At 73.3% G+C, this 23406-nt stretch carries 25 protein-coding genes; 16 read left to right on the top strand and 9 right to left on the bottom strand.

All coding sequences use genetic code 11. The annotated features are described in order from the left end of the window. The first annotated feature begins 104 nt into the window (after window positions 1–104). From ACFV18_RS03670 to ACFV18_RS03680, 3 genes are all read left to right on the top strand, one after another. Window positions 105–4037 carry a tetratricopeptide repeat protein gene (locus ACFV18_RS03670; RefSeq protein WP_380478814.1) on the top strand — a complete coding sequence of 1311 codons (3933 nt, stop codon included), beginning with the start codon at window positions 105–107 and terminating at the stop codon, window positions 4035–4037. A 63-nt stretch (window positions 4038–4100) separates the two neighbouring features. Beyond that, window positions 4101–4589 (top strand): RrF2 family transcriptional regulator, encoded by a 489-nt coding sequence (locus ACFV18_RS03675; RefSeq protein WP_380478816.1) that lies wholly within the window; start codon window positions 4101–4103, stop codon window positions 4587–4589. 276 nt (window positions 4590–4865) lie between these two features. Next, window positions 4866–6089, top strand: coding sequence for an MFS transporter (locus ACFV18_RS03680; RefSeq protein WP_380478818.1), 1224 nt, complete (start codon window positions 4866–4868; stop codon window positions 6087–6089). Here the strand turns inward: ACFV18_RS03680 and ACFV18_RS03685 are convergent. From ACFV18_RS03685 to ACFV18_RS03700, 4 genes are all read right to left on the bottom strand, one after another. Further along, window positions 6076–6813 carry a hypothetical protein gene (locus ACFV18_RS03685; protein WP_380478820.1) on the bottom strand — a complete coding sequence of 246 codons (738 nt, stop codon included), beginning with the start codon at window positions 6811–6813 and terminating at the stop codon, window positions 6076–6078. The two genes, ACFV18_RS03680 and ACFV18_RS03685, sit on opposite strands and share 14 nt — an antisense overlap. Before the next feature lie 155 nt (window positions 6814–6968). Further along, on the bottom strand, window positions 6969–7121 hold the full coding sequence (locus tag ACFV18_RS03690) for a hypothetical protein (protein WP_380478822.1): 153 nt from the start codon (window positions 7119–7121) through the stop codon (window positions 6969–6971). Further along, window positions 7114–7374 (bottom strand): hypothetical protein, encoded by a 261-nt coding sequence (locus tag ACFV18_RS03695; RefSeq protein WP_380478824.1) that lies wholly within the window; start codon window positions 7372–7374, stop codon window positions 7114–7116. Before ACFV18_RS03695 ends, ACFV18_RS03690 begins: the two co-directional genes overlap by 8 nt. Next, on the bottom strand, window positions 7371–7634 hold the full coding sequence (locus tag ACFV18_RS03700) for a hypothetical protein (RefSeq protein WP_380478825.1): 264 nt from the start codon (window positions 7632–7634) through the stop codon (window positions 7371–7373). The genes ACFV18_RS03695 and ACFV18_RS03700 overlap by 4 nt, the downstream gene beginning before the upstream one ends. Before the next feature lie 212 nt (window positions 7635–7846). Here ACFV18_RS03700 and ACFV18_RS03705 point away from each other — a divergent pair, with 212 nt between their 5' ends. The 5 genes from ACFV18_RS03705 (at window position 7847) to bioD (ending at window position 12878) form a co-directional block, all read left to right on the top strand. Then, on the top strand, window positions 7847–8662 hold the full coding sequence (locus ACFV18_RS03705) for an SAM-dependent methyltransferase (RefSeq protein WP_380478827.1): 816 nt from the start codon (window positions 7847–7849) through the stop codon (window positions 8660–8662). 115 nt (window positions 8663–8777) lie between these two features. After that, window positions 8778–9389, top strand: coding sequence for a DUF4328 domain-containing protein (locus tag ACFV18_RS03710; RefSeq protein WP_380478828.1), 612 nt, complete (start codon window positions 8778–8780; stop codon window positions 9387–9389). A 159-nt stretch (window positions 9390–9548) separates the two neighbouring features. After that, complete coding sequence (bioB, locus tag ACFV18_RS03715; protein ID WP_380478830.1) at window positions 9549–10793, top strand: biotin synthase BioB; 1245 nt, start codon at window positions 9549–9551, stop codon at window positions 10791–10793. 14 nt (window positions 10794–10807) lie between these two features. Beyond that, complete coding sequence (locus ACFV18_RS03720; RefSeq protein WP_380479252.1) at window positions 10808–12103, top strand: adenosylmethionine--8-amino-7-oxononanoate transaminase; 1296 nt, start codon at window positions 10808–10810, stop codon at window positions 12101–12103. A gap of 40 nt (window positions 12104–12143) precedes the next feature. After that, the gene (gene bioD / locus ACFV18_RS03725) at window positions 12144–12878 is read left to right on the top strand and encodes a dethiobiotin synthase (protein ID WP_380478832.1); all 735 of its coding nucleotides are present in this window, start codon (window positions 12144–12146) and stop codon (window positions 12876–12878) included. A 300-nt stretch (window positions 12879–13178) separates the two neighbouring features. On the opposite strand, the gene ACFV18_RS03730 is transcribed toward bioD, so the two are convergent. Continuing rightward, on the bottom strand, window positions 13179–13772 hold the full coding sequence (locus ACFV18_RS03730) for a TetR/AcrR family transcriptional regulator (protein ID WP_380478834.1): 594 nt from the start codon (window positions 13770–13772) through the stop codon (window positions 13179–13181). A 92-nt stretch (window positions 13773–13864) separates the two neighbouring features. Here ACFV18_RS03730 and ACFV18_RS03735 point away from each other — a divergent pair, with 92 nt between their 5' ends. Continuing rightward, complete coding sequence (locus ACFV18_RS03735; RefSeq protein ID WP_380478836.1) at window positions 13865–14443, top strand: dihydrofolate reductase family protein; 579 nt, start codon at window positions 13865–13867, stop codon at window positions 14441–14443. A 193-nt stretch (window positions 14444–14636) separates the two neighbouring features. Here ACFV18_RS03735 and ACFV18_RS03740 read toward each other — a convergent pair whose 3' ends face one another. After that, window positions 14637–15392 carry an alpha/beta fold hydrolase gene (locus ACFV18_RS03740; protein WP_380478837.1) on the bottom strand — a complete coding sequence of 252 codons (756 nt, stop codon included), beginning with the start codon at window positions 15390–15392 and terminating at the stop codon, window positions 14637–14639. A 125-nt stretch (window positions 15393–15517) separates the two neighbouring features. On the opposite strand from ACFV18_RS03740, the gene ACFV18_RS03745 reads away from it, so the two are divergent. The 4 genes from ACFV18_RS03745 (at window position 15518) to ACFV18_RS03760 (ending at window position 17891) form a co-directional block, all read left to right on the top strand. Next, window positions 15518–15679: a hypothetical protein gene (locus tag ACFV18_RS03745; RefSeq protein WP_380478839.1), complete on the top strand. Its 162-nt coding sequence runs from the start codon at window positions 15518–15520 to the stop codon at window positions 15677–15679. A 34-nt stretch (window positions 15680–15713) separates the two neighbouring features. Further along, window positions 15714–15887, top strand: coding sequence for a hypothetical protein (locus tag ACFV18_RS03750; RefSeq protein ID WP_380478841.1), 174 nt, complete (start codon window positions 15714–15716; stop codon window positions 15885–15887). 490 nt (window positions 15888–16377) lie between these two features. After that, window positions 16378–16962 carry a TetR/AcrR family transcriptional regulator gene (locus ACFV18_RS03755; protein ID WP_380478843.1) on the top strand — a complete coding sequence of 195 codons (585 nt, stop codon included), beginning with the start codon at window positions 16378–16380 and terminating at the stop codon, window positions 16960–16962. A gap of 143 nt (window positions 16963–17105) precedes the next feature. Further along, the gene (locus tag ACFV18_RS03760; RefSeq protein ID WP_380478845.1) at window positions 17106–17891 is read left to right on the top strand and encodes an SDR family oxidoreductase; all 786 of its coding nucleotides are present in this window, start codon (window positions 17106–17108) and stop codon (window positions 17889–17891) included. A gap of 22 nt (window positions 17892–17913) precedes the next feature. Here ACFV18_RS03760 and ACFV18_RS03765 read toward each other — a convergent pair whose 3' ends face one another. Continuing rightward, complete coding sequence (locus ACFV18_RS03765; protein ID WP_380478847.1) at window positions 17914–18336, bottom strand: GNAT family N-acetyltransferase; 423 nt, start codon at window positions 18334–18336, stop codon at window positions 17914–17916. A gap of 143 nt (window positions 18337–18479) precedes the next feature. Here ACFV18_RS03765 and ACFV18_RS03770 point away from each other — a divergent pair, with 143 nt between their 5' ends. Next, on the top strand, window positions 18480–19079 hold the full coding sequence (locus ACFV18_RS03770; RefSeq protein ID WP_380478849.1) for a hypothetical protein: 600 nt from the start codon (window positions 18480–18482) through the stop codon (window positions 19077–19079). 86 nt (window positions 19080–19165) lie between these two features. Here ACFV18_RS03770 and ACFV18_RS03775 read toward each other — a convergent pair whose 3' ends face one another. Further along, on the bottom strand, window positions 19166–19861 hold the full coding sequence (locus ACFV18_RS03775) for a class I SAM-dependent methyltransferase (protein ID WP_380478851.1): 696 nt from the start codon (window positions 19859–19861) through the stop codon (window positions 19166–19168). 339 nt (window positions 19862–20200) lie between these two features. On the opposite strand from ACFV18_RS03775, the gene ACFV18_RS03780 reads away from it, so the two are divergent. Beyond that, the gene (locus ACFV18_RS03780; RefSeq protein ID WP_380478853.1) at window positions 20201–21352 is read left to right on the top strand and encodes an ROK family protein; all 1152 of its coding nucleotides are present in this window, start codon (window positions 20201–20203) and stop codon (window positions 21350–21352) included. A 208-nt stretch (window positions 21353–21560) separates the two neighbouring features. On the opposite strand, the gene ACFV18_RS03785 is transcribed toward ACFV18_RS03780, so the two are convergent. Next, on the bottom strand, window positions 21561–22337 hold the full coding sequence (locus tag ACFV18_RS03785; RefSeq protein ID WP_380478855.1) for a GntR family transcriptional regulator: 777 nt from the start codon (window positions 22335–22337) through the stop codon (window positions 21561–21563). A 209-nt stretch (window positions 22338–22546) separates the two neighbouring features. On the opposite strand from ACFV18_RS03785, the gene ACFV18_RS03790 reads away from it, so the two are divergent. Continuing rightward, window positions 22547–23350, top strand: a complete 804-nt coding sequence (locus ACFV18_RS03790; protein ID WP_380478857.1) for an exodeoxyribonuclease III — start codon at window positions 22547–22549, stop codon at window positions 23348–23350. Window positions 23351–23406 lie beyond the last annotated feature (56 nt).

A 23406-nucleotide genomic window follows, 5' to 3' on the forward strand; every position in this document is an offset into this window, starting at 1 on the left:
AGGCCGGCAAGGTTCCTGCTGCTCAGGTGCTACCGCCCGTGCTCCACCGGGGATGACTTCCTAGGATGGTGGGGTTCGCAGGGTCGGCAGGGGGGCGGGGCGTCGTGGAGCGGTCGCGGCTGGTGGGGGTCGGTGGGCCGGGCGGGCCGGGTTCGGGGTACGCGATCGGTGGGCGGCTGGTGCTGACGTCCGCTCATGTGGTGGGTGGTGGCGGGCCGGTGGAGGTGTTCCGTCCGGCGGGGCCGGGTCCGGTCGGCGCCGAGGTGCTGTGGTGCGGGACGCCGGGCGGGCGGGACGACGCGGCGCTGCTGCTGCTCAAAAAGTCGCTGTGGGCGGAGCCGCCGGGGCCGGTGCGCTGGGGGCGGCTGGTGACGGACCGTCCGGGGACGGCCGGTGAGACCTGGGGCCTGCCGGACGTCGGCCAGCGGGCGGGGCGTCCGGCCGAAGCGGTGCAGTTGGTCGGGGAGTTGAATCCGGGTACCGGCTACGTCGACAACCGGCACGTGCTGGACCTGCGTCAGCAGCCGCCGCAGTGGTCCGGCGGTTCGCCGTGGGGCGGGCTGTCCGGCGCGGCGGTGCACTGCGGTGACCTGCTGGTGGGGGTGGTGGCCTCCGAGCGGGCGCACTCGGGCGGGGCGCAGCTGAACCTGGTGCCCGGGTACGTGCTGCACCACGATCCGGCGTTCCGGGCGGTGTTGGCGGCGCACGGGGTGCCGGCGGCGGCGCTGGAGCCGGTCGAGTTGCAGCACCTGGCCGATCCGGCCCTCGCTCCGGAGCGGGCGGCGGGGCCGGTCCGCTCGCCGGCGGCGCTGCTGCGGGCGGCCCGGCAGGTGGTGCCGTTCCACGGGCGGGGGGAGCTGCTGGGTGAGCTGGTCGAGTGGTGCGGGCGCGGCGGGTTCGGCGCCTGGCTGCTGCACGGTCCGGGCGGGCAGGGCAAGACCCGGCTGGCGCACGAGCTGGCGGCCCGGCTGTCGGAGCGCCAGTGGGCGGTGCTGTGGCCGCGTCCGGACGCCGGGGCCGAGGAGTTGGCGGACTGCCGGCGGGCGACGCGTCCGCTGCTGATCGTTCTGGACTACGCCGAGCACCGCACCGAGCAGTTGGCGGCGCTGGTCGGGGCCGCTGCCGCGCACCGCGGTCCGACGGCGTTCAAGCTCCTGTTGCTGGCCCGCACCGACGGCGACTGGTGGCAGCAGGCCGTCACCGCCGACGACGTGGCGCAGGACCACCTGGAGTTCGCCCCGACCCGGCGGCTGGAGCCGCTCCAGGACGAGCCCTCGGGCCGCCCGGCCGCGTACCGGGCCGCGGTGGAGGCGCTGGCCGCCGCGCTGCCGTTCGTGGACGGCCAGTCGGGGCCCGACTGGGCGGGTGTCGCGGCTGCGCTGCCGGTGCCCGCCGAACTCGGCCGGGCCGGGTACGACAATGCGCTGACCTTGCAGATGGCGGCGCTCGCCGACCTGCTCGACACCACCGGGGCCGCCGATTCCGCCGGACGGCCCGGTGCCGCCGTGGTGGAGGACCGGCTGCTGGGCCACGAACGCCGCTACTGGCAGCGCACCGCCGCCGCGCTCGGCCTCTCCCCCGCGCTGTCGGCGCGGGCGCTGGACGCCGTGGTCGCCGCCGCGAACCTGGCCGGCGCGGCCGACCGGGAACAGGCGGACCGGCTGTGGTGTCAACTCCCGGCGCTGGCCGACCAGCCACGCGACCGCCGCGACACGGTGACGGACTGGCTGGGCGCGCTCTACCTCGCCCCCAAGCCCCAGCCGTTCGGCCCGCTCCCGCCCGACCGGCTCGCCGAACGCCACATCGCCCGGGTCGTCGAGTCCGATCCCGCGCTTCCCGAGCACCTGCTGCCCGCCCTCGACCCGCGCCGCATCGCGCAGCTCCTCACGGTCTACACCCGCGCCGCCGCGCACCCTGCCATCGGTGGCCGCCTCGACGCCACGCTGACCGCGCTGTGTGTCCGTCAACGTGCCACGCTGGCCCCGTACTTCGTCTTCCTGGCCACCCGCAGCCCGCGCCCGGGGCCGCTGGTGGCGGCGCTGGACGCGATCGTCTCGGACCCGGGGACGCCGCTGGACCAGCTGTTCGAACTCCACCTGCTGTTCCCGCCCGCCAGTCAGGCCCTGGTGCACGAGGCGGCCCGGGTGGCCCAGGTACTGACGGACCGCCTGCGGGAGCCCGCGGCCGCCGACCCGGACCGGTTCCGCCTGGCGCTGGCCGGCACGCTCCAGGACCTCTCCCACCGCTTGGACCAGCTCGGCCGCGCCGAGGAGAGCCTGGCCGCGATTCAGGAGGCGGTCGAGCTGTGCCGGGCGTGCGCCGCCGCCGATCCCGAGCTCCACACCGTCGATCTGGCCGTCATGCTGGACAACCTCGCTGACCGGCTCACCGCCCTCGGCCGGCCGGACGAGGGTCTGGCCTTCGCCGGGGAGGCCGTCGAGCTGCACCGGGCGCGCGGCGAGGCGGGTCTGCCCGAGCTGGCCGACGCTCTGATCAACCTGACCACCGTTCTCGGCAGGCTGGGACGGCACGAGGACGGGCTGGCCGCCGTCCAGGAGGCCCTCGCCGTGATCGATCGGCTCGCCGGGGCCGACCCGTCGACGCAGCTGCGACGGCGGGCGGCCGCGACGGCCAACCTGGCCATCCGGCTGGGTGATCTGGGCCGGCTGCGGGAGAGCACACTGGCGGCCCGCCGGGCGGTGGCCGCGAGCCGGGAGCTCGCCGAGTCCGATCCGGACGCCCACCTGTCCGAGCTGGCCGGTGCGCTCGCCAACGAGTCCCAGGCCTGGCGGCTGCTCGGCCGGCCGGACCAGGGGCTGGCCCCGGCGGAGGAGGCGACCGCGCTGCTGCGCCGACTCGCCGACCACAATCCCGATGCGCACCTGCCGCGGCTGCGCACCGTCCTCACCACCCTCTCCGACCACCTGCACGATCTCGGCCGGCCCGCCGAGGCGCTGGCCCTGGCCCGGGAGGCCGTGGCCATCGCACGGACGCTGAACGCCACCCCGTCGGACGCCACCCGGCCCGATCTCGCCGCCGCCCTGTCCGGTCTGGCCCGGCACCTCGGTGTGCAGCACCGGGCCGAGGAGGGCTTGGCGGTCGCCCAGGAGGCGGTCGAGCTGTGCCGTGCGCTCAACGCCCTGCGCCCGGCCGTCCACTCGGCCCGGCTCGCCGTCGCCCTGGACCACCTGTCCGGCCACCTTCAGTTGCTGGGTCGGACGCAGGAGGCGCTGGACAGCCGGGCCGAGGCGGTCAGCCTGCTCCGTGCGCTCGACGCACCGGTCCATCGCCCCCAACTGGCCACGGCCCTGGACAGCCTGGCCCACCTGCTCGGCTCCCTGGGGCGGCACGCCGAGGCGGTGCCGGTCTGCGCCGAGTCCGTCACGCTCTGGTTCACCCTGGCCGAGGCCGACCCGGGCGCCCACCTGTCGCGGTTCGCCCATGTCCTGATCCGGCTCAGCGAGGAACTGCGGCTCGCCGGGGACTTCGCCTCGGCCGTCCATCCCGCCCGCGATGCCCTCGGCCTCGGCCGCGAGCTCGCCGAGGCCATGCCGGAGCGTCATCTCCCCTTGCTGGCCCACGCGTTGACCAACCTCGCCGACTGCCTCGACGAACCGGGCCAGTGGGCCGAGAGCCTCGCCCTGGCCGAGGAGGCGGCAGCCCTCCGGCGCACCCTCGCCAAGACCGACCCCGACACCCATCTGCCTTTGCTGGCCCACGCGTTGATCGTCCAGGGCACCCAGTCCGGCCTGGCCGGCCGGGCGCAGGACGCACTCGCCCCCATCCTCGAAGCCGCCGACATCTGCCGCGCACTCCACCGCGCCGACCCGGAACTCCACCTGTCGCCACTGGCCGCCGCCCTGCGCATCCTCGCCCTGGTCCGACACAACCTCGGCCACCGCACGGAGGCACAGGACGCCGCGCTCGAAGCACTCGACCTCTACCGGGTGCTGGCCGCCGAACAGCCCGGCGAATTCGACCGGGTGGCAGCGCAGTTCGGGCAGATCCTGGCCGCGATCGACCAGCTGCCCTCCTGACGGGCCCCCGTTGCACGGCCGGATACTGGCGGCGGGGGATTCCGGACAGCTAGTATCCCGAATATGCGGACGAGCGAAGGTGTCGAGTGGGGCCTGCACTGCTGCCTCGCCCTGGTATGGCTGGACGAGACCGACCCGGTGCCCTCGGCCCGGCTGGCGGCGATGTTCGAACTGTCGCCGACGTACCTCAACAAGGTGCTCCAACGACTCACCCGCGCAGGCCTGTTGACGTCCACCCCGGGCCCGCGCGGCGGCGTCCGACTGGCCCGCGACCCGGGCCGGATCACCATGATGGACGTGGTGACGGCCGTCGAGGGCGCCGACCCGCTCTTCACCTGCGCCGAGATCCGCCAACACGGCGCCTCCGCGGAGGGCGCCGGCCCCCGCGAGTTCACCCGCCCCTGCGGCATCGCCGCCGCCATGCGCCGCGCCGAACTCGCCTGGCGCCGCGAACTCGCCGCCCGCACCATCACCGACCTCGCCCAGAACGCCCCGGCCACCTCCATCACCCGCATCCGCCACAACTACGCCCGCCTCGCCTCAGCCGCGTAAGGGGGGCGCGAGCGCGAGCGCAACCAGGGAGAGCACAACCAGGGGCGCGGGGAACTGCGCGAAGGGGAACGCACCACATCCGCAAGATCGCGACGCAGGACAATGACCTGCACTTGATCGCGACCTCACGGACGTGGCTTGCGCTTGTCGCGCAGTTCCACGCGCCCCTGATTTCGCGCACACCCGCTCTCGCGCCCTCGTAATTCTCGCACCCACCCTTCCACCGTCGCCCAATTCCGGATATCAAGCATCCCGAATATCGCCAGGAGCCCCACCATGCCCAGCACCGTCAAGTCCCCACCCGCCTCCGCCCTCGCCCCTCGTGGAGCCGGTCTCCGGCCGGCCGCTGTGCTCGCTCTCGGCACGTTCGCCGTCGGCACCGACGCTTTCGTCACCGCCGGCTTCCTGCCCGCCATGGCCGACGCGTTGCAGGTGTCCACCGCCGCCGCCGGGCAGTCCGTCAGCCTGTTCGCCGCCGTGTACGCGGTGGCCTCGCCGCTCCTCGCCGTCGTCACCGCCCGCCTGCCCCGTCGCACCCTGCTGGTGGGGGCGTTGGTGCTGCTCGCCGCCGCGAACGCGGCGTCCGCATTGGCGCCCACGTACGCCGCGCTGCTCGCCGGCCGCGTCCTCGCGGCTCTGGGGGCGGCCGCGTTCACCCCGACCGCCGGGGCGACGGCCGCGGCGCTGGTGCGGGCCGAGTCGCGGGGGCGGGCGCTCGCGGTGGTGATCGGCGGGCTGACGGCGGCCACCGCGCTCGGCGTGCCGCTCGGACGGGTGGCCGCCGTCGGCCTGGGGTGGCGGGCGGCGCTGGGCGCGGTCGCGGCCCTGTCCGCGCTGGGCGCCCTCGCGGTCGGGCTGGCGCTCCCTCGACTCCCGGGCGCCGAGCCCGTTTCGCTGCGTCGGAGGCTGGCCGCGCTGCGCCGCCCGGGGGTGCTCTCGGTGCTGCCGCTGACGGTGCTCGGGATGGCGGCGTGTTACGTGCCGTACTCGTACAGCGTGCCGATGCTGGCGGCGGTCGGCGTCTCGGGGCGGGTCGCGGTGCCGGTCGTGCTGGTGCTGTACGGGGTGGGCGCGGTGGCGGGCAACCTGCTGGCGGGGCGCTGGACGGACCGGGCCGGTCCGGTGCGGGTGCTGACGGCGGGCTATGCGGCGATGGCGGTGTCGTTCACGGCGCTGACCGGCCTCGCGGCGGGCCATCCGCGCACCGGCATCCCCACCGGTGTGCTGGCGTTCCTGTGGGGCGCGAGCAGTTGGTGCCAGACCCCGGCCCAGCAGCACCGGTTGCTGGCGGCGGCCCCCGAACAGGCCGCGCTGTTGGTGTCGTTGAACGCGTCGGCGATCTATCTGGGCATCGGCGGGGGCACCGTGCTGGGCGGCCTGGCACTGCCGTCGGGCGCGGTGGCGGTGTTCGCGCTGGCGGCGGTGCTGGCGTGCGGTGCGGCGGGGTTCCTCCGGGTGAGCGCCGCACGCAACCGAAGCGGTGGTACTACATCCACATGAACGGCTGACCAGCAATGGCGGCGGCGACCCGGGCGCTGGCGGTCAGTATCTCGTCCGGGTTGTCGCCGGCCCGCTGGTCGGCGTAGCGCGAGACGGCGATGGTGATGTGGTGGCCGACCAGTTCCACCTGGGTCGCGGCCATCGGCCGGATGCCCGCGGCGGGGGCCACCAGCCCGTCCGGGAAGGTGAATTCGAACTCCGCCGCGTGCTCGCGCACCGTCTGCACGGCCCGGGCGGCGGCGTCCCGGTCGTTGAAGCGCAGCACGGTGATGCTGCTGATCACGGGCTGGTCGTTGCGGGTGAGCGCGACGCCGAGCCAGCCCTGGCAGTCGAGCTTCTCCAGCAGGTTGTGGCTCTTGTCGATCTGGACGCCCTGGCAGTCGGCCCCGTCCCGGGCGGCGGTCCGCCGGGCCTTGAACGCGTCGTACTCGTACGCGCGCTGGGCGGGGAAGTACCGCTCCGCCCCGAATGCCTGAGGCTCCGTCAGCGGCTTGGCCACCTGTCCGGGCGCGGCAGCGGCAGCGGCGGGCAGAGTGCTGGTCGGGCCGAGTCCGGGCAGGATGTCACCGGGGTGCGGCGTGGACACCACCCACACGCCACCGGCGGCCAGCACCGCGACGACACTCCACAGGACGGCCAGGCGTCTCCGCTCGCCGATGGCCCGATGCCCGGTCACCGGCAGGTCCTCATCGGCGCCTGCGGGCGCGTCCCCCTGGATGGTCATGGCGCAGATTCTAAGCAGGTCATCCCACAATCCCACCTTCGGGTTGGGCGTACCGAAAGCACCCATGCCATGGACCGCGGCGGCAGGCACTCGACTTATCGGCAGAAATGCCGTTATGTCCAACTTGTATGCCCCAGCCCGGCACTGGGTGGTTGTCAGAAAATCACTCGCACCGCATCCGGCTTGGCGAACGGCATCATCTCCCAGCCCAGCGGCCGGCCCCGCTCCCCCGGTTCGGGCGACCCGCCGGCCCGCCGGCCGGCACCCGCCACCTCGGCACCCACCGACTCGCCCACGGGCTCACTCACCGAGCCCCGGCACCCACACCAGGCGCAGGACGTCGATGGTGCGTTCCTCCGGGTTGACGAACAGTTCGGCGGTGACCGACGGGGCGAGCACCGCGCTGCGCAGGTCGCCCCACTCGTCGACGGGGGTGCCGGCCCGGCCGTCGAGGGTCACCAGCGCGGCGGTGACCAGGGCGAACAACAGGTCGTCCGCCTTGGAGATTTCGAGCATCGTCTGGGCGGGCTGGTCCTGCAGCCAGAACCGCCAACCCTTCACGCGACGGCCCCGATCTGTCGCGACCGGGCGGCGGCGAGCACGGGGCCGACGGCCGCCCGGAACCCGGAGCGGTCGCTGCCGTACGCCGCGGACATCGCCCGCAGCCACCACGAGGTGATCACGGCCTCCCGGTCCAGCGAATCCTCGACCGGGCCCAACTCCCCGTAGAACCTGGCCCGTTCGTCATAGGTGAGCGCATGCCCGATGCCATTGATGCTCCGCGGCACCCGCAGCGTGCCGGACTCCGCCATTGCCGTCATGCCTTGCCCTCCCGTCCCAATGTCTCCGACCGTACCCGGGCAGGCTCGATCCGTCTGCCACCTTTCCCCCACGAACTCTTCCCCGACCCGAGGAAGCCGCTGCTGTCCCCCACTCGCGTCCGGGTGGGCGGACACGGCGATTCACCGCTCCGAGCCGGGCGCCCTCTCCTACGATTTGGGCGCCGACAGTCCCAGCGACAGGGGTGATTTCGATGCCGGACGACACCACGGGGATCGACCCGTCCACGCCGAGCATCGCTCGCGTCTACGACTATCTGCTCGGCGGCACGGACAATTACCCCGCCGACCGCGAGATCGGCGATTTCTTCCTCCGGGAACTGCCCGGTTCGGCCGCGGTCCCGATCGAAAACCGCCGGGCCCTGATTCGCGCCGTCGCGGCGATGGCCGACGACGGCATTCGCCAGTTCCTCGACATGGGCAGCGGCCTGCCCACCGCCGACAACGTGCACCAGGTCGCCGAGCGGCACCGCCTTGACGCGCGCGTCGTCTACGTCGACAACGACCCGACCGTACTGGCTCACGGCCGCGCCCTGTTGGCCGCCGACGACCGCACCACGGTGATCGGGGCGGACGTACGAGAACCGGAGAGCATCCACCGCCATCCCGAGGTGGCCCGCCTGATCGACTTCGACCAGCCGGTGGGCATCGTCTTCAGCGCCGTCCTGCACCATCTCAACGACGCCGAACGCCCCGGCGAGGTGGTGCGCTGGTGGGCGGACCGGGTGCCCTCGGGCAGCCGGATCTACATCTCCCACTTCCGCTCCGGCGACAACGAACAGACCCGGATCGCCGAACAGAAACTGCAGAGCGTCTTCGGCCGCGGCCGCTGGCGCACCGACGAGGAGATCACCGCCCTGTTCGGCGACCTCGACCTCCTCGATCCGGGCCTCGTCAACTGCCCCCTGTGGCGCCCGGAATCCGCACCGCTCGGCACCACCGCTGCGAGCCGCCGCGAACTGACGGTGTGGGAGCAGATGATCTCCTGCGCCCTGGCCCGCAAGCCGTAGGGGCCTCGACCGGGCTGCGTGAAACCGACTTTGACAATTCGCACGCGACCCCTATCCTTCACGCCATCTCTGCGCGTGATCCACACCGCAGACACCACTTCGGCGGGGGATCACTGTGCATTCCGAGAACGTTCACCACGCGCCGGGCCCGCAGGTCCTGCCCGACAGCGGATCGGCCACCGGCTTCCGGCGGTTGGCGCTGGCCGCGCAGGTGCTGATCGGCCTTCAGACCGCCCTGCAGGTGACGGTCGCCGTGGCCGGCGGCACCCGCTCGGCGCTCTTCCTGGCGCTCGCGCCGCTCCTGATCGGACTGTTCCTCGGCACCTGCGTCGTGTTCCTTCTCTGGTTCCGGCGCTGCCGGCTCAACGTCGACCGCTTCGGTCCGGGGACTCAGAAGTACTCGGCCGGATGGGCCGTCGGCGGCTGGTTCGTCCCCCTGGCGATGTGGTGGATTCCGCGCCGGATCGCGCTGGACATCTGGCGCGCTACCGCGCCCACCGGCAAGACCTGGTTGATCAATGCCTGGTGGGCCGCGTGGCTCGCCAAGACGCTCGGCGCCCTGTGGGTCAACCGACTCAACGCGAACTCCAACGGCTACTCGGCCTTCGACGTGGTGGCCGGCCTTGCTGCGGCGGCGCTCGCGATCCTGGTGATCCAGCAGATCACGTCCGCTCAGGAAGCACGGCTGCACGCCGCCGCGCAGCCCGCCGCGACGGCGCGTGTGTGAGCAATGTCTCGCAGGCCCGCCCGCCAGGGTTCGGAATACCGTCAGATGGTGCGTAAAGCGGCAGGTCAAGGCCTGTTGTGACTACTCGCACACGCTCCGGGCGATCTTCTGGTGTGTTCCCTCTGGCGAACGGCGGGGCGGCCCGGGCAGGATCGGGCCATGGATCTCCTCGACACGCTGACCGACAAGGGCCTTCGCCGGGAACTGCCCACCCGCGAGGAGGCGCTGGCCGTACTGGCCACCACGGATGACGAGCTGCTGGACGTGGTCGCAGCGGCGGGGCGGGTGCGCCGGCAGTGGTTCGGGCGGCGGGTGAAGCTCAACTACCTGGTGAACCTGAAGAGCGGGCTGTGCCCGGAGGACTGCTCGTACTGTTCGCAGCGCCTCGGGTCGAAGGCGGAAATCCTCAAGTACACCTGGCTGAAGCCGGAGCAGGCCGCCGAGGCGGCGGCCGCGGGTGTCGCGGGCGGCGCGAAGCGGGTGTGCCTGGTGGCCAGCGGCCGTGGGCCGACGGACCGGGACATCGACCGGGTGGCGGACACCATCGCTGCCATCAAGGACGCGGACGAGCAGGTCGAGGTGTGCGCCTGCCTGGGTCTGCTGTCTGACAATCAGGCGGAGCGTCTGAAGGCGGCCGGCGCGGACGCGTACAACCACAACCTGAACACCTCCGAGAGCACCTACGGCGAGATCACCACCACCCACACCTACGCGGACCGGGTGGACACCGTGGAGAAGGCGCACGGGGCCGGGCTGTCGGCCTGTTCGGGGCTGATCGCGGGCATGGGCGAGAGTGACGAGGACCTGGTGGACGTGGTCTTCGCGCTGCGCGAGCTGGACCCGGACTCGGTGCCGGTGAACTTCCTGATCCCGTTCGAGGGCACCCCGCTCGCGGAGGAGTGGAACCTGACGCCGCAGCGCTGCCTGCGGATCCTGGCGATGGTCCGGTTCGTCTGCCCGGACATCGAGGTGCGGATCGCGGGCGGCCGAGAGGTGCACCTGCGGTCGATGCAGCCGCTGGGCCTGCACATCGCCAACTCGATCTTCCTGGGCGACTACCTGACCAGCGAGGGCCAGGCCGGACAGGCCGACCTCGACATGATCAAGGACGCCGGTTTCGAGGTGGAGGGCGCCGAGCAGACCACCCTGCCCCGCCACCGCGCTGCGGCGGCCGGTGGCTGCGGCGGCGGCGCGTCCATCTGCGGCAACCACGACGGCGACGACGCCGCGAACGCCTGCGGGACGGGCGGCGGCTGCGGGACGGGCGGCGCCTGTGGCCCCTGCGGCGGCCACCCGACGGAGGACGCCACCGAGGACCAGGCCGTCACCGAGGACGAGGCGCGCACCGACCTGGTGCGGGTGCGCCGTCGTGGCGCGGGCACCGAACTGGCGCCGAACGCGTGAGCGACAACGCGCAGTTGCTCGACCTGGACCGGGCGCACGTCTGGCACCCGTACGGTCCGATGCCGGGGACGGTCCGGCCGTTCGTGGTGGAGTCGGCCGCGGGCGTGCGCCTGCGGCTGGCCGAGCCGGTGGGCGGGCACGAGGAGCTGATCGACGGGATGTCGTCCTGGTGGGCGGCAATCCACGGCTACCGGCACCCGGTGCTGGACGCGGCCGTCCACGATCAGCTGGAGCGGATGAGCCACGTCATGTTCGGCGGCCTGACCCATCGCCCCGCAGTCGAACTCGCCGTCAAGCTGGTGGAGTTGACGCCCGAGCCGCTGCAGCACGTGTTCCTCGCCGACTCCGGTTCGGTGGCGGTCGAGGTGGCGCTGAAGATGTGCCTCCAGTACTGGCAGTCGCTGGGACGGCCGGAGAAGCGGCGGGTGCTGACCTGGCGCGGCGGCTACCACGGCGACACCTTCCACCCCATGTCGGTGTGCGACCCCGAGGGCGGGATGCACCACCTGTGGGGCGGGGTGCTGCCCCGTCAGCTGTTCGCCGCCGAACCGCCCGCCGGGTACGACGCCCCGGCCGACCCGGAGTACCTGGCGCACCTGGCCGGCCTGATCGAACGGCACGCCGGCGAGCTGGCCGCCGTGATCGTCGAACCGGTGGTGCAGGGCGCGGGCGGAATGCGCTTCCACTCCCCCGATTACCTGACCGCTCTGCGGGAGTTGTGCGACGCGCACGACGTCCTGCTGGTCTTCGACGAGATCGCCACCGGCTTCGGCCGCACCGGCGAACTGTTCGCCGCCGACCACGCGGGCGTCTCCCCGGACGTGATGTGCCTCGGGAAGGCGCTGACCGGCGGCTACCTGACGCTGGCCGCCACCCTGTGCACCAGCAGGGTCGCGGAGGGCATCTCGCGCGGCGAGGTCCCGGTGCTGGCGCACGGTCCGACGTTCATGGGCAACCCGCTGGCCACCGCCGCCGCCAACGCCTCGATCGACCTCCTGCTGAGCCAGGACTGGCGCACCGGGGTCAAGCGCATCGAGACCGCGCTCCGCACCGCCCTCGCAGCGTGCGCGGGGCAGCCCGGGGTGCGGGACATCCGGGTGCTGGGCGCGATCGGCGTGGTGCAGCTGGACGCGCCGGTCGACATGGCGGCGGCCACCGCGGCGGCCGCCGAACAGGGCGTGTGGCTGCGGCCGTTCCGCGACCTGATCTACACCATGCCGCCGTTCGTCACCGGGGACGCCGACGTGGCCGCGATCGGCCGCGCCGTCGCCGCCGCCGCTGCCGCGTCCCACGCCGCGCACAGCGGCTGAACCCCGCACAGCGGCTGAACCACCCTCCTGAGGAAGCACCATGTCGTCCGTTCTGTTCGTCACCGGCACCAACACCGAGGTCGGCAAGACCGTCACCACCGCGGCCCTCGCCGCGCTCCGCACCGATCCGGTGGCGGTGCTCAAGCCCGGCCAGACGGGGCTGGCGCCGGGCGAGCCGGGCGACGTGGAAGAGGTGGCCCGGCTGGCCGGGCCGCTGGTGCACGGCGTCGAACTGGCCCGCTACCCCGAGCCGTTGGCGCCCGACACGGCGGCCCGCCGGTCCGGTCTTCCGGCCCTCGCACCGGACGAGGTGGCGAAGACCGTGGCCGACCTGGCCGGACGCTTCGGCGCCGTGCTGGTGGAGGGCGCGGGCGGGCTGCTGGTCCGCTACGACGCGCAGGGCCGGACCATCGCGGACCTCGCCGCCGCCTGCGAACTCGCGGGCGTCCAGGTCGAGTTCCTGCTGGTCGCGGCAGCCGGCCTGGGCACCCTCAACGCGACGGCGCTGACCGCGGAGGCACTGCGCCACCGCGGCCTGGCGCTGCGCGGGGTGGTGGTCGGCAGCTGGCCCGCCGACCCCGACCTCGCGGCCCGCTGCAACCTGGCCGACCTCCCGTCCGCCGCCGGCGCCCCCCTGCTGGGCGCCCTGCCGGCCGGCGCGGCGGCCGCCCAATCGCCGTCCGCCTTCCGCGAGTTGGCCGCATCCTCGCTCGCCCCGTCGCTGGGCGGTCACTGGGACGCCGAGGCGTTCGCGACGGCGCACCACCCCGGCTGAGACGCCCGAACCGCTCCGCGCCCGAACGCGGGCGGGCGACCGGCGGGCCGGGCAACCACGAGCCGATCCCGCCGACGCACAGGCCCAGGTAGGCGTCGTCGGTGACGTCCATGACGAACAGCGGCAAGGTGGCGGACATCCGACCGGCCGCGATCTGCCTGGGCGGAGGTGCCCGCGTTCGCCGGGTCGTACTCGCCGGAGGCGGGCGGGCACCCGGTGCTGCTCGACGCGCCGACGGGCACCCTGGTGGACTCCCGGCCGCCGAAGCCCGGACACCGCGGCGGGCGGCCGGTCCTCGCGCTACTCCCCCGCCCCTCCCGGTCCGCCGATCAGGCGGGTCACCAACTCGTCCACCAGCTTGGTGCGTTGCTCGGGGGTGAACAGGTCGGGCAGGGCGAGGCGCTCCAGGATCAGCCAGTTCAGGGCCAGGTACAGCAGTTGCACCGCGGTGGCGTCGCCCGGCAGGCCGGCGGCGAGGTGGTAGTCGATGTTGAACTGGAGGTCCGCGCCGATCCGGCGGGTGACGGTCTCCCTCAGTTCGGGGCGGCGCAGCGCGGCCAGGCGGAGTTCCAGCAGGGCGAGGAAGCCGGTCGGGAAGTCGGCGACCCGGTCGACGAGTTGGTGCATCAGCTCGGCGACCCTCGCGCTGTCGCGCGGCCCGGCCAGGCCCTGGGCGAGGGCCTCCGGGTCGGCGCCGAGGCGCTCGTACACGCGCTCGGCGCACTGGGCGAGCAGGGCGTCGCGGTTGCTGAAGTAGTTGGAGGCGGTGCCGGCGGGGACGGCGGCGCGCTGGTCCACCGCCCGGAACGTCAGCCCGCGGGCGCCTTCCTCGGCGAGGACTTCGATGGCGGCGTCGAGCAGGGCCGCGCGTCGTTCGGGATTGCTTCGGGCCATTGCTTGTAACCACTCCACTCGTAGTGCTACGTTCCTACCACTCCAAACAGAGTACTACAGACCAAGTGGTAAACCCCTTCGAAAGGCACTGAATGCGAAAGCTCGTGTACTACGTCGCCGTCTCCATCGACGGCTTCATTGCCGGCCCGGCAGGCGAGTACGACTTCTACCCCCAGCCCGCCGACATGGTGGAGTACCTCCGGGCCGAGTTCCCCGAGACGATGCCGAGCCACGCCCGGCCGCACCTCGGCCTCGACGGGGTGCCCAACAAGCGCTTCGACACCGTGGTGATGGGCCTGAACACCTACCGGCCCGCGCTCGACATCGGCGTCACCAGCCCGTACGGGCACCTGAAGCAGTACGTGGTGTCCTCCACCCTGCCCGAGCCGACCGATCCGACGGTCAACCTGGTCCGCGCCGACCCGCTGGGCCTGGTACGGGAGTTGAAGCAGCAGGGCGGCGACGGCGATATCTGGCTGTGCGGCGGCGCCCGGCTGGCGGGCGAACTGCTGCCGGAGATCGACGAACTGATCTGGAAGCGCTACCCCGTGGTGGCCGGCACCGGCCTCCCCGCGTTCGCCGGCGAGTTCCGGCCGCGCCCGTTCGCCCACGTCGAGACGCTGGAGTTCAGCAACGGCGGCACCATTTCCACCTACCGCGCGGCCGAGTAGCCGTGCGACACCCTGGCGCGCGGCCGGCGCCGGGCGGGGCCCACCGGCGCGGTGCACGGGAGGCCGGGCGGGGCCGGCCTCCCGTGCGGGCCCGCCGCGCCGAACAGCGGGCGGCAGGGCGGCAGTTGCGTCAGCTGCGCCAGCCGTGCCAGCCGTGCCAGCTGCGTCAGTCGCTTCAGTCGCTTCAGTCGCTTCAGTCGCGGAGGAAACCCTCCAGGGACGCCGCGAGGGCCACCGGGGTCTCGTACATCGGGTAGTGGCCGCTGCCGGCCAGCTCCTCGAGCTCGGCGTTGGGGTAGTGGGTGAGGAAGGTCCCGCGCATCACGTCGGCGGTGAGGGCGAGGTCGTGCTCGCCGACGATCACCTTGACCGGCACCGGGTTGCCGCTGATCCGGCCCTCCAGGTCGGCCGTCGCCCAGTCGCGGACGTAACCGCCGAAGGCCTCGGGGGCGGACAGCCGGAGCGACTGCTCGACCATGCGGTCGAGCCAGACCCGGCCGGCCCGCTGTCCGGTGACCAGATCGAGGATCGCCAAGCGCTTCTCCCGGTCCTCGGCGGCACCGTAGAACAGCGCCTCACCCGCCTCGTCCAGCGGGTACGCCCCGGCCGGCACCGGGGCCAGACCGACCAGTTTGCGCACCCGCAGCGGCGCCTCGGCAAGCACCTGCTGGGCCGCCTTCCCGCCCATCGAGTGGCCGACCAGGGAGAACCGGTCCCAGCCGAGCTGGTCGGCCAGGGCGAGCGCGTCGGCCGCGATCTCGGCGAGCGTGTACCTGCCGGGGACGTCCTTGCGTTGCCCGTAGCCGCGGTAGTCGAGGAAGGCGTAGCTGAACGCGTCCCCGTCGAGGTAGTCGAGGAACGGGCCCCAGCCGGCGCTGGTGCCGAACCAGTCGTGGAGCACCAGGACGTGGTGGTCGCCGGTGCCGGTCGAGCGGTGAGAAATCGTCATGCCCTCGGTCGTTCCCCGCGAACCACCCGCCCGAACGGACGGTTCGCACGGAACGGACCGCGGACCCCGCACCGGCGGACGCGCGCAGCCTGGGCGCGCCGGTGGTCGAACGGTCCACCCGGGGCGTGACCTTGACGGACGCGGGCCGGGTGCTGGTGGAGGCGGCGGACACGATCGCGGCCCGCCTCGCCCAGGAGTTGGCCACCCGCATCACCACCGGGGCCCGCACCCTCACCTGCACCCGAACGGGCGTCCCCGCGTCACCACCGCCCCCGCCCGCCCGTTGAACAACCGTCAGCCCCCGCCCCCGAGGAGTCCGTCATGCGCACCGCACTCACCACCCTCGCCGCCCTCCTCCTCGCGGCCGCCCCGGCCACCGCCGCCACCACCCCGGACCAGACCTACAGCATCCCGGTCGGCGCAATCACCGACCTGGGCGCCCTCCCCCAACTCGGCGGCCTGGGCTACGACTTCGCCCACCTCCTCGGCCAGTGACACGACTCCCCTGACGCCCCCACCCCAACGGAGCTCCCCCTCCGCCGGGCTCACCTGCTGCGCAGCAGCGCGGTCGCGGCGACTGCGACAACCAGGCCCGTGCGGCGCGGCATGGCGGTGATTCCTCGCTCCATGGTGGTTCCCCCTTCGGGAAGTTGAGGGCGATTCACGGTGAGCCGCCCGCCGCCTGACCGGTTCGAGGCCAGACCGCTGCCGACCCGGGCGGATCCTCGAATCCTTGGGGTTCCACGAGCCCGTCGGAGGAAGTACCGGCCGTCCCGAACGGCCTCGCCGCGGCAACTCACGGCCGCGACGGCCGCGTTCGCCTCGCCTGCGGCATCCGGTGGGGTGCGCCGTTTCGGATCCCGTCCGGGCGCTGGACCGGATCGCGTTGCGGTCCACGGAGCCCGGCACCGGCACCGCCGACCTTGGCGCCCTCGGGACGACGCCGTTGTTGACCGCAAGGTCAAATATGTCGTACCGTCAGGTCATGGGACGACCGAAGCAATTCGACGAGGGCACTGCGATCGCGCAGGCGATGCAGGTGTTCTGGACGAACGGCTACGCCGGGTCCTCGCCGGCCGAGCTGGCCGAGGCGGCGGGCATCGGCAAGGGCAGCCTGTACCACGCCTTCGGCTCCAAGCGGGAGCTCTTCGGCCGGGCGCTGGACGCGTACGACCGCACCGGCACCGAGCTGACCGAGGAGTTCCTGGCGGGGCCGGGCACCGCGAAGGAGTGCATCCGGACCTACCTGGCAATGCTGGTGGACAGGGACTTCGACGGCCCGGTGCGACGCGGCTGCCTCGCCGTCAACACCGCACTGGAGCTCGGCGGGCGGGACGCGGACGCCGCGCTCGCAGTACGCCGACTGACCGAGCACAGCGCCGACCTGCTGGCCGCGCGCATCGAGCGGGGCAAGCTGGACGGCGACATCCCGGGCTCGATGGACGCGCGGACGCAGGCCAGGTTCCTGATGACCGCGCTCGCCGGGCTGCGGGTGATGGCCCGGGCCTACGACCGCGAGACGGTCCTGGCGATCGTCGACACCACCGTCACCACCGTCTTCGGTCCCTGAGGAACCCCCAAGCGCACGACCCCCAAGTGCACGACCCCCTGACCGCACAGCCTTGCCGCCGCGCGGTCTCGCACACCCTGATATTTGACCTCCGATTCAAGAATGTCGGCCGCCCGCAACGGGCGGACCGGAAATGAGGAGCCATGGATCTCGGACTCAACGGCCGCACCGCCCTGGTCACCGGCGCGGGACGCGGCATCGGCCTCGCCATCGCCCGCGCGCTGGCCGCCGAGGGAGTGAAGGTGGTGGGCGCGACCCGCACCGCCACACCGGAGTTGGCCGCCGTCGCCACCGTGGCGACCGCCGATCTGAGCACCCGCCAGGGCACCGAGGACGCGGTCGGGCAGGCGCTGGCGACGCTCGGCGGCATCGACCTGCTGGTCAACAACGTGGGCGCGGGCGACCCCTCCGTCTTCGCCCTCGGTGGCGTGCTGGACGCGGCGGACGAGCAGTGGCAGTCGCTGTTCTATCTGAACGTGATGTCGGCGGTGCGCACCACCCGGGCGGCGTTGCCCAGCCTGCTGGAGCGGCGCGGCGCGATCGTCAACGTCTCCTCGATCAACTCCCGTATCCCCACCGGCTCCCCGGTCGGCTATGCCGAGGCCAAGGCGGCGCTCACCCAGTTCGGCAAGCGCCTCAGCGAGGAACTCGCATCGCGCGGGGTGCGCGTCAACACTGTCTCGCCCGGCCCGACCTCCACCGACCAGTGGACCGCCGCCGACGGCTACGGCGGCCGGATGGCGGACGCCATGGGCGTCCCCCTCGATGCCCTGCTGGACGGCCTGCCCGCCCGGGCGGGCACCGCGTCGGGCCGGCTCTCCACCCCGGAGGAGGTCGCCGACCTGGTGGTCTTCGCCCTCTCCGACCGGGCCGCCAACATCCACGGAGCGGACCTGGTGGTTGACGGCGGAACCCTCAAGTCCGCCTGAACAGCAACAAGTTGACGTTCAATCAGCTCAGCAGCCGGGTCCAGCGGCGCCACTGCTCCTCGCGCCCGTACCCGGCCGCCCGCCAGGCCGACCGGCCGAGTTCGTTGTGCTCCAGCACCATCGCGTCGGCCCGCCGCCCGCCCAGTGCCTCGAAGCGGGCGTGCGCGGCGGCCAGCAGTGCGCCGCCGATGCCGCGGCGGCGGGCCGACGGGTGGACGGCCAGCCGGTAGAGGTGGCAGCGCCAGCCGTCCCAGCCCGCGATCACCGTGCCCAGGATCGCGCCGTCCCGCACCGCCAGGATCAGCGCCTGCGGGTCGCGTTCCAACAGCCCTGCCAGGCCTGCCCGGTCGTCGCTGATGCTGGTGCCCTCGGCGGCCTCGGCCCAGAACGCCAGCACCGCGTCGATGTCGGCGGGCAGCGCGGCCCGCAGTTCGTACTCGTTCATGGCACCCCTTCCTACCAGCGGCGACGGCCCGGCCACCAGCCATGTGCGGACCCGCTCTTGACGGCACCGGCCCCGCCCCAGCAAGGTGTGGGCCACTCCCTCGCACCGCTTCCCGTCCCGACCCTCCCCACCTCGGAGATGGCATGCGTGCGCAAAGAACCGCCCATCGCTACCGCCGCGACGGCCTGCCGATCGGCCTCGCGGCCGCCGCCCTCGCCCTGGCCGGCGCGGGCCTGGGCCTCGGCCTCGACTCCCCCGCGTCGGCGGCGCCGCCGACCGTCGATGTGGTCGACAACGGGCACTTCGACCAGGGCAACCGGATGCCCGCCTGGAGCTGCGAGAGCGGCCGGGTGCTGCCGCCGTCCGACGCCTTCGGGACGCTGGAGGGCCGTCCGACCGACAGCAGCTTCGCGGGCTGCACCCAGCGCGTCACGGTCGAACCGAACTCCACGTACCGGCTGAGCGCCCGGGTCACCGGGCCGTTCGCCTTCGCGGGCGTCACCGGATCCGGCACCACGGACCTCGCCCTCTGGTCGAACCGGAACGACTGGAACGAACTGACCGGGACGGTCACCACCGGCCCGGACACCCGCACGCTGATGGTGTACTTCCATGGCTGGTACCAGCAAGGGCCGTACCGGATCAGCTCGTTCGAGCTGTGGGGCCCGGGGCAGCCGCGGAACACCCGCACCCCGGTCCCGGCCGGCGGCAGCCCGGCACCCTCGGCCGGCCCTGCCACCTGACGCCGACCGCGACGCCCGCCCCGTCCGCCGGCTGACACCCCTGCACCGTCCGCACTCTCCGCCCCCGCCTCGGAGCTGACGGGTCCTCAGCCGCGCAGCGCCCAGACCGTGGTGGTCTTCACGGCCGCGTCCTCCAGGTCCGCGGCGACCGGGACGGCGTACTCGGCGAGAGCCGTGAAGCGTTCGCGCGGCAGATAGGCCCGGCCCGGATCGCCGACCACCACGGTCGCGCCCCGGGCGGCGGCGCGCTCCAGGAACGGCAGGAAGCGCGCCGCCATCGCCCGCTCGTAGAACACGTCGCCGGCCAGCACCACTTGGCAGCCGTCGCCGTCGCCGTCCAGCACGTCCGCCAGTTCCGCCGTCACCGACACACCGTTGGCGGCCGCGTTCACGGCGATCGCCGCCACCGCGTACGCGTCGATCTCCGCCGCCCGCACCTGCGCCGCGCCGCTCAGCGCCGCCGCGACCCCGACCAGGCCGGAGCCCGCCGCCAGGTCCAGCACGCTGCGTCCCGCCACCAGTTCGGGCCGATCCAGCACGTGCCGGGCCACCGCGACGCCACCCGCCCACGGGAACGCCCAAAACGGCGGCGGCAACCCGATCTCACCGCGTTCCCGCTCGGTGACCTCCCACAGCGCGATCGCGTCCTGCGCCATGCGCAGCCGCACCTCGGGCACGAACGGCACCGGCCCGGGCCGGGTGTGGGCGCGCACGAACTCCGTGTCGGCGGAAGAGATCTGACGCTCGGCGGTACCCCGCAGCGTGGCGGTGTCGTTCCCCATGGCGCACAGCCTAGGGCCAGTGATCGCTTCCCACGCGCAAGCAGCAGGCCGCCCACACGATCGCCGCGATTGCCTCCGCACGAGCACCGACCGAACACAGGCCACGTACCGTTTCGATACCGAAGCCGTGATGAGCTGCGGAAACGCTCGCTCCGCTGAGGGCGCCCGAGTACGATCCGGGCAGACGCCCCGGTTTTCACGGCACCACCGCACACGGGTTGTGCCCGGCCGCGGGCGGCAACTCGCGCGGGCGCGCCCGGTACCACACGCCGGTGTGCCGCGACCCGCGTCCACGGCACCGCGCGCCAGGGCGGTGGCGCGAAGCGGAAGGGCAGCGACTTGGCGGATCGTCTTACCGGCGGGGACTCCTCGCTGCTGCGGCGGATCAACGCGGCGGTCACCCTGCGGTCGTTGCGCGACGGACAGGCCGTCACGCTCACCCAACTCGTCGGCGACACCGGCCTGTCCAGACCCACCGTCGAGGGCGTCATCGAGGGGCTGCTGGAGTCCGGGCTCGTCGCCGAGGTCGAACACGTCCAGGAGTCGGGCCGTCAACGCGGCCGCCCGGCCCGCTGGTTCCGCTTCCGCGCCGAGGCCGGGCACGTCCTCGGCATCGAAATCGGCGTCCACGACCTGCGGGTGGTCCTCGCCGACCTGGCCGGCGAGGTACTCACCAGCTTCGCCAAGCCGGTGGACGAGTCGATGGAGGCCGAGGAACGGCTCACCCAACTCCGCACCACCGTCGCCGAAGTACTGCGCAAGGCCGGGGTCTCCCGCGACAACCTGTGGGAGGTCGCCGTCGGCACGCCCGGCATCGTCGACCGCGAAGGCGTCGTCCGGCTCGGCACCGCGATGCCCGGCTGGACCGGCCTCGACCTCGGCGCCCGGCTGCGCCGCTCGTTCCGCTGCCCCGTGGTGATCGAGAACGACGCCAACCTCGCCGCCATCGCCGAACACTGGAAGGGCGCCGCCGTCGGCAAGGGCGACGTGGTGTTCGTGATGGCCGGCCTCAGCCCGGGCGCCGGCTCGCTGATCGGCGGCCGGCTGCACCGCGGCTTCGGCGGCGCGGCCGGCGAGATCGGCGCCCTCCACCTGCTCGGCCGGCAGGCCACCCCCGAGCGGCTGCTCTCCACCACCGGCCAGCCCCTCGACCCGCTGGACGAGGCCGCGGTGGCGCGCGTCCTGCGCCTGGCCCGGGAGGGCGACCAGGTCGCCCAGGTCGCCATGGACCGCTTCCTCGGCCGCCTGGTCCACGACGTCACCGCGCTCGTCCTCGCCCTCGACCCCGAACTCGTCGTGGTCGGCGGCTGGGCGGCCGGCCTGGACGGCGTCCTGGAACCGCTGCGCGAACAGCTCTCCCGCTACACGCTGCGCGCGCCCGAGGTCGCCCTCGCCGCACTCGGCTCCGAGGTGGTGGCGATGGGCGCCCTGCGGATCGCGCTCGACCACGTCGAGGAGCAGCTGTTCGCCGTCGATCCGCCGGTGCGGTAACGCACGCCGTCCCACGGCAGACGGCGCAACTCCCGGCCGCCGAGCCGGTCCCCGAACCGACCGCCGAACCGGTCCCCGACCCGGCCCCCACCCCGGTCGCGGGCATCGGTTCGCGACCGGTCCGGCTCAAAGCCGTGCCACCCCTGTTCACCGTTCCGCATCGGTGACCAGGGGTGGCACGGGCAGCTGAAAATCTTCCGACGGACCGTCAGGACGCAGCGTTGGCCGCCGCGTTGGCAGTGACCGGCGTCGCGACCTGGACGGCCGTGCCGAACTCGCCGAAGGTCAGCTTGCAGGTGTCGGCGCGGTAGGTGGAGATGCCGACGGCCGCCAGCCGGCCCGCCGCGGCGTACTGGGTGGTGACCACCAGCACCGGGGTGCCCGGGGGGCGCTCCAGCAGCGCGGCCTCGGCGGACTCCGCCACGCCCAGCTCCACCGAGCGGGACTCGCCGTCGGCGCCGAGGCGCTCCAGCTGGCGCAGCACGCCGCGGGCGCGGTCGCCCTCGTCCACCACCACGGCCAGCCGCGGCTGCCCGGCGGCCGCCATGTGCAGCGACTCGACGGCGACCGTCACGCCCTGCGCGATCCGCAGCCGGCGCACCGTGTGCACCTGCTCGCCCTCGGCGATGCCGAGGGTGCGGGCCAGTGCGGCGGAGGCGGCGCCGGTGGTGCAGTCGACGACCTTCCACTCCTGGCCGCGCGCGGCCCCGGCCCGGGCGGACTCGCGTTCGCCGACCGGGATGCCGACGCGCGGGGCGGCGACGAGCGTACCGATGCCGCGACGGCGCACCAGGCGGCCCTCCAGCTCCAGCTGGTCGAGCGCCTGCCGCAGGGTGGCGCGGGCCACGCCGAAACGGGCCGAGAGCTCACGCTCGTTGGGCAGGATCTGGCCGGTGGAGAACTCGGCGTCCATGGTGCGCAGCAGCACCGAGCGCAGGTGCCAGTACTTCGGCTCCGCAGTCGCCGTGAGCGTTCCTTGCCCCACCGTGTCCTCCACCCTGAAGAGCGACGGCCCCGCCGCTGCTCCCCCGGTTTCGGCAGGTGGGGAGGGCGGGCTTTATCCGTGCTTCTTTATTAAAGGTCTTTGCAGTAAGCGACAGTAGGGGGTGCCCGTGGACATGGTCAAGACCAATGGGTGGGCTCCTTCGGGGCAAAGCGAACCTGCGCGCGACCGCAACCCGGTACTCTCGCCGGGTGAAGAGTGTTTCCACGGTCAACGTCAACGGGATCCGGGCTGCCGCCAAGAAGGGCTTCCTGGAGTGGATCGACGACACCAAGTCCGAGGTGGTGTGCCTGCAGGAGGTCCGGGCCGAGCCCGAGCAGTTCGGCGAGGTACTGGCCCGGCTCGACGGCTGGCACGCGGTCTGGGCGCCGGCCGCGGCGAAGGGCCGTGCCGGCGTTGCCGTTCTCTCCCGCCGCGAGCCGGACGCCACCCGGATCGGCTTCGGCTCGGCCGAGTTCGACGTCTCCGGCCGCTACGCCGAACTCGACCTCCCCGGCGTGACCGTCGCCTCCCTCTACCTTCCCTCCGGCGAGGTCGGCACCCCGCGGCAGGACGAGAAGGAACGCTTCATGGCCGAGTTCCTGGTCCACCTCGGAGCGCTGCGCGAGCGCGCCGCCGCCGAGGGCCGCGAGGTGCTGGTCTGCGGCGACTGGAACATCGCCCACCGCGAGATCGACCTGCGCAACTGGAAGGGCAACTCGAAGAAGGCCGGCTTCCTCCCCGAGGAACGCGCCTGGCTCTCCCGTGTCCTCGACGACCACGACTACGTCGACGTCCTGCGTCAGCACCACCCGGACCAGGAGGGCCCGTACTCCTGGTGGTCCTACCGGGGCCGCGCCTTCGACAACGACTCCGGCTGGCGGATCGACATGATTTTTACAACGCAGGGTATCGCAAGCCGCTGCACCGACGCCTACGTGGAGCGCCCGGCCTCCAGCGCCGAGCGCTGGTCCGATCACGCCCCCGTCACAGCGGTCTTCGACCACACGTTCTAGCCAGGGAATCCGAACCGCTGCTGCCGTCGGCGCGCGGCAGCAAGGGGTGTCACGGC

This window comes from Kitasatospora sp. NPDC059673, from assembly GCF_042734215.1.
In the GTDB taxonomy this organism is placed as follows: domain Bacteria; phylum Actinomycetota; class Actinomycetes; order Streptomycetales; family Streptomycetaceae; genus Kitasatospora.

What these genes read in the sequence shown, in the direction of transcription:
- ACFV18_RS03775 (WP_380478851.1), bottom strand. Translation starts at nt 19,861, where the DNA reads ATGGGGAACGACACCGCCACGCTGCGGGGTACCGCCGAGCGTCAGATC.
- ACFV18_RS03675 (WP_380478816.1), top strand. Translation starts at nt 4,101, where the DNA reads ATGCGGACGAGCGAAGGTGTCGAGTGGGGCCTGCACTGCTGCCTCGCC.
- ACFV18_RS03700 (WP_380478825.1), bottom strand. Translation starts at nt 7,634, where the DNA reads ATGACGGCAATGGCGGAGTCCGGCACGCTGCGGGTGCCGCGGAGCATC.
- ACFV18_RS03680 (WP_380478818.1), top strand. Translation starts at nt 4,866, where the DNA reads ATGCCCAGCACCGTCAAGTCCCCACCCGCCTCCGCCCTCGCCCCTCGT.
- ACFV18_RS03770 (WP_380478849.1), top strand. Translation starts at nt 18,480, where the DNA reads ATGCGTGCGCAAAGAACCGCCCATCGCTACCGCCGCGACGGCCTGCCG.
- ACFV18_RS03755 (WP_380478843.1), top strand. Translation starts at nt 16,378, where the DNA reads ATGGGACGACCGAAGCAATTCGACGAGGGCACTGCGATCGCGCAGGCG.
- ACFV18_RS03760 (WP_380478845.1), top strand. Translation starts at nt 17,106, where the DNA reads ATGGATCTCGGACTCAACGGCCGCACCGCCCTGGTCACCGGCGCGGGA.
- ACFV18_RS03765 (WP_380478847.1), bottom strand. Translation starts at nt 18,336, where the DNA reads ATGAACGAGTACGAACTGCGGGCCGCGCTGCCCGCCGACATCGACGCG.
- ACFV18_RS03735 (WP_380478836.1), top strand. Translation starts at nt 13,865, where the DNA reads ATGCGAAAGCTCGTGTACTACGTCGCCGTCTCCATCGACGGCTTCATT.
- bioD (WP_380478832.1), top strand. Translation starts at nt 12,144, where the DNA reads ATGTCGTCCGTTCTGTTCGTCACCGGCACCAACACCGAGGTCGGCAAG.
- ACFV18_RS03685 (WP_380478820.1), bottom strand. Translation starts at nt 6,813, where the DNA reads ATGACCATCCAGGGGGACGCGCCCGCAGGCGCCGATGAGGACCTGCCG.
- ACFV18_RS03740 (WP_380478837.1), bottom strand. Translation starts at nt 15,392, where the DNA reads ATGACGATTTCTCACCGCTCGACCGGCACCGGCGACCACCACGTCCTG.
- ACFV18_RS03705 (WP_380478827.1), top strand. Translation starts at nt 7,847, where the DNA reads ATGCCGGACGACACCACGGGGATCGACCCGTCCACGCCGAGCATCGCT.
- bioB (WP_380478830.1), top strand. Translation starts at nt 9,549, where the DNA reads ATGGATCTCCTCGACACGCTGACCGACAAGGGCCTTCGCCGGGAACTG.
- ACFV18_RS03730 (WP_380478834.1), bottom strand. Translation starts at nt 13,772, where the DNA reads ATGGCCCGAAGCAATCCCGAACGACGCGCGGCCCTGCTCGACGCCGCC.
- ACFV18_RS03750 (WP_380478841.1), top strand. Translation starts at nt 15,714, where the DNA reads ATGCGCACCGCACTCACCACCCTCGCCGCCCTCCTCCTCGCGGCCGCC.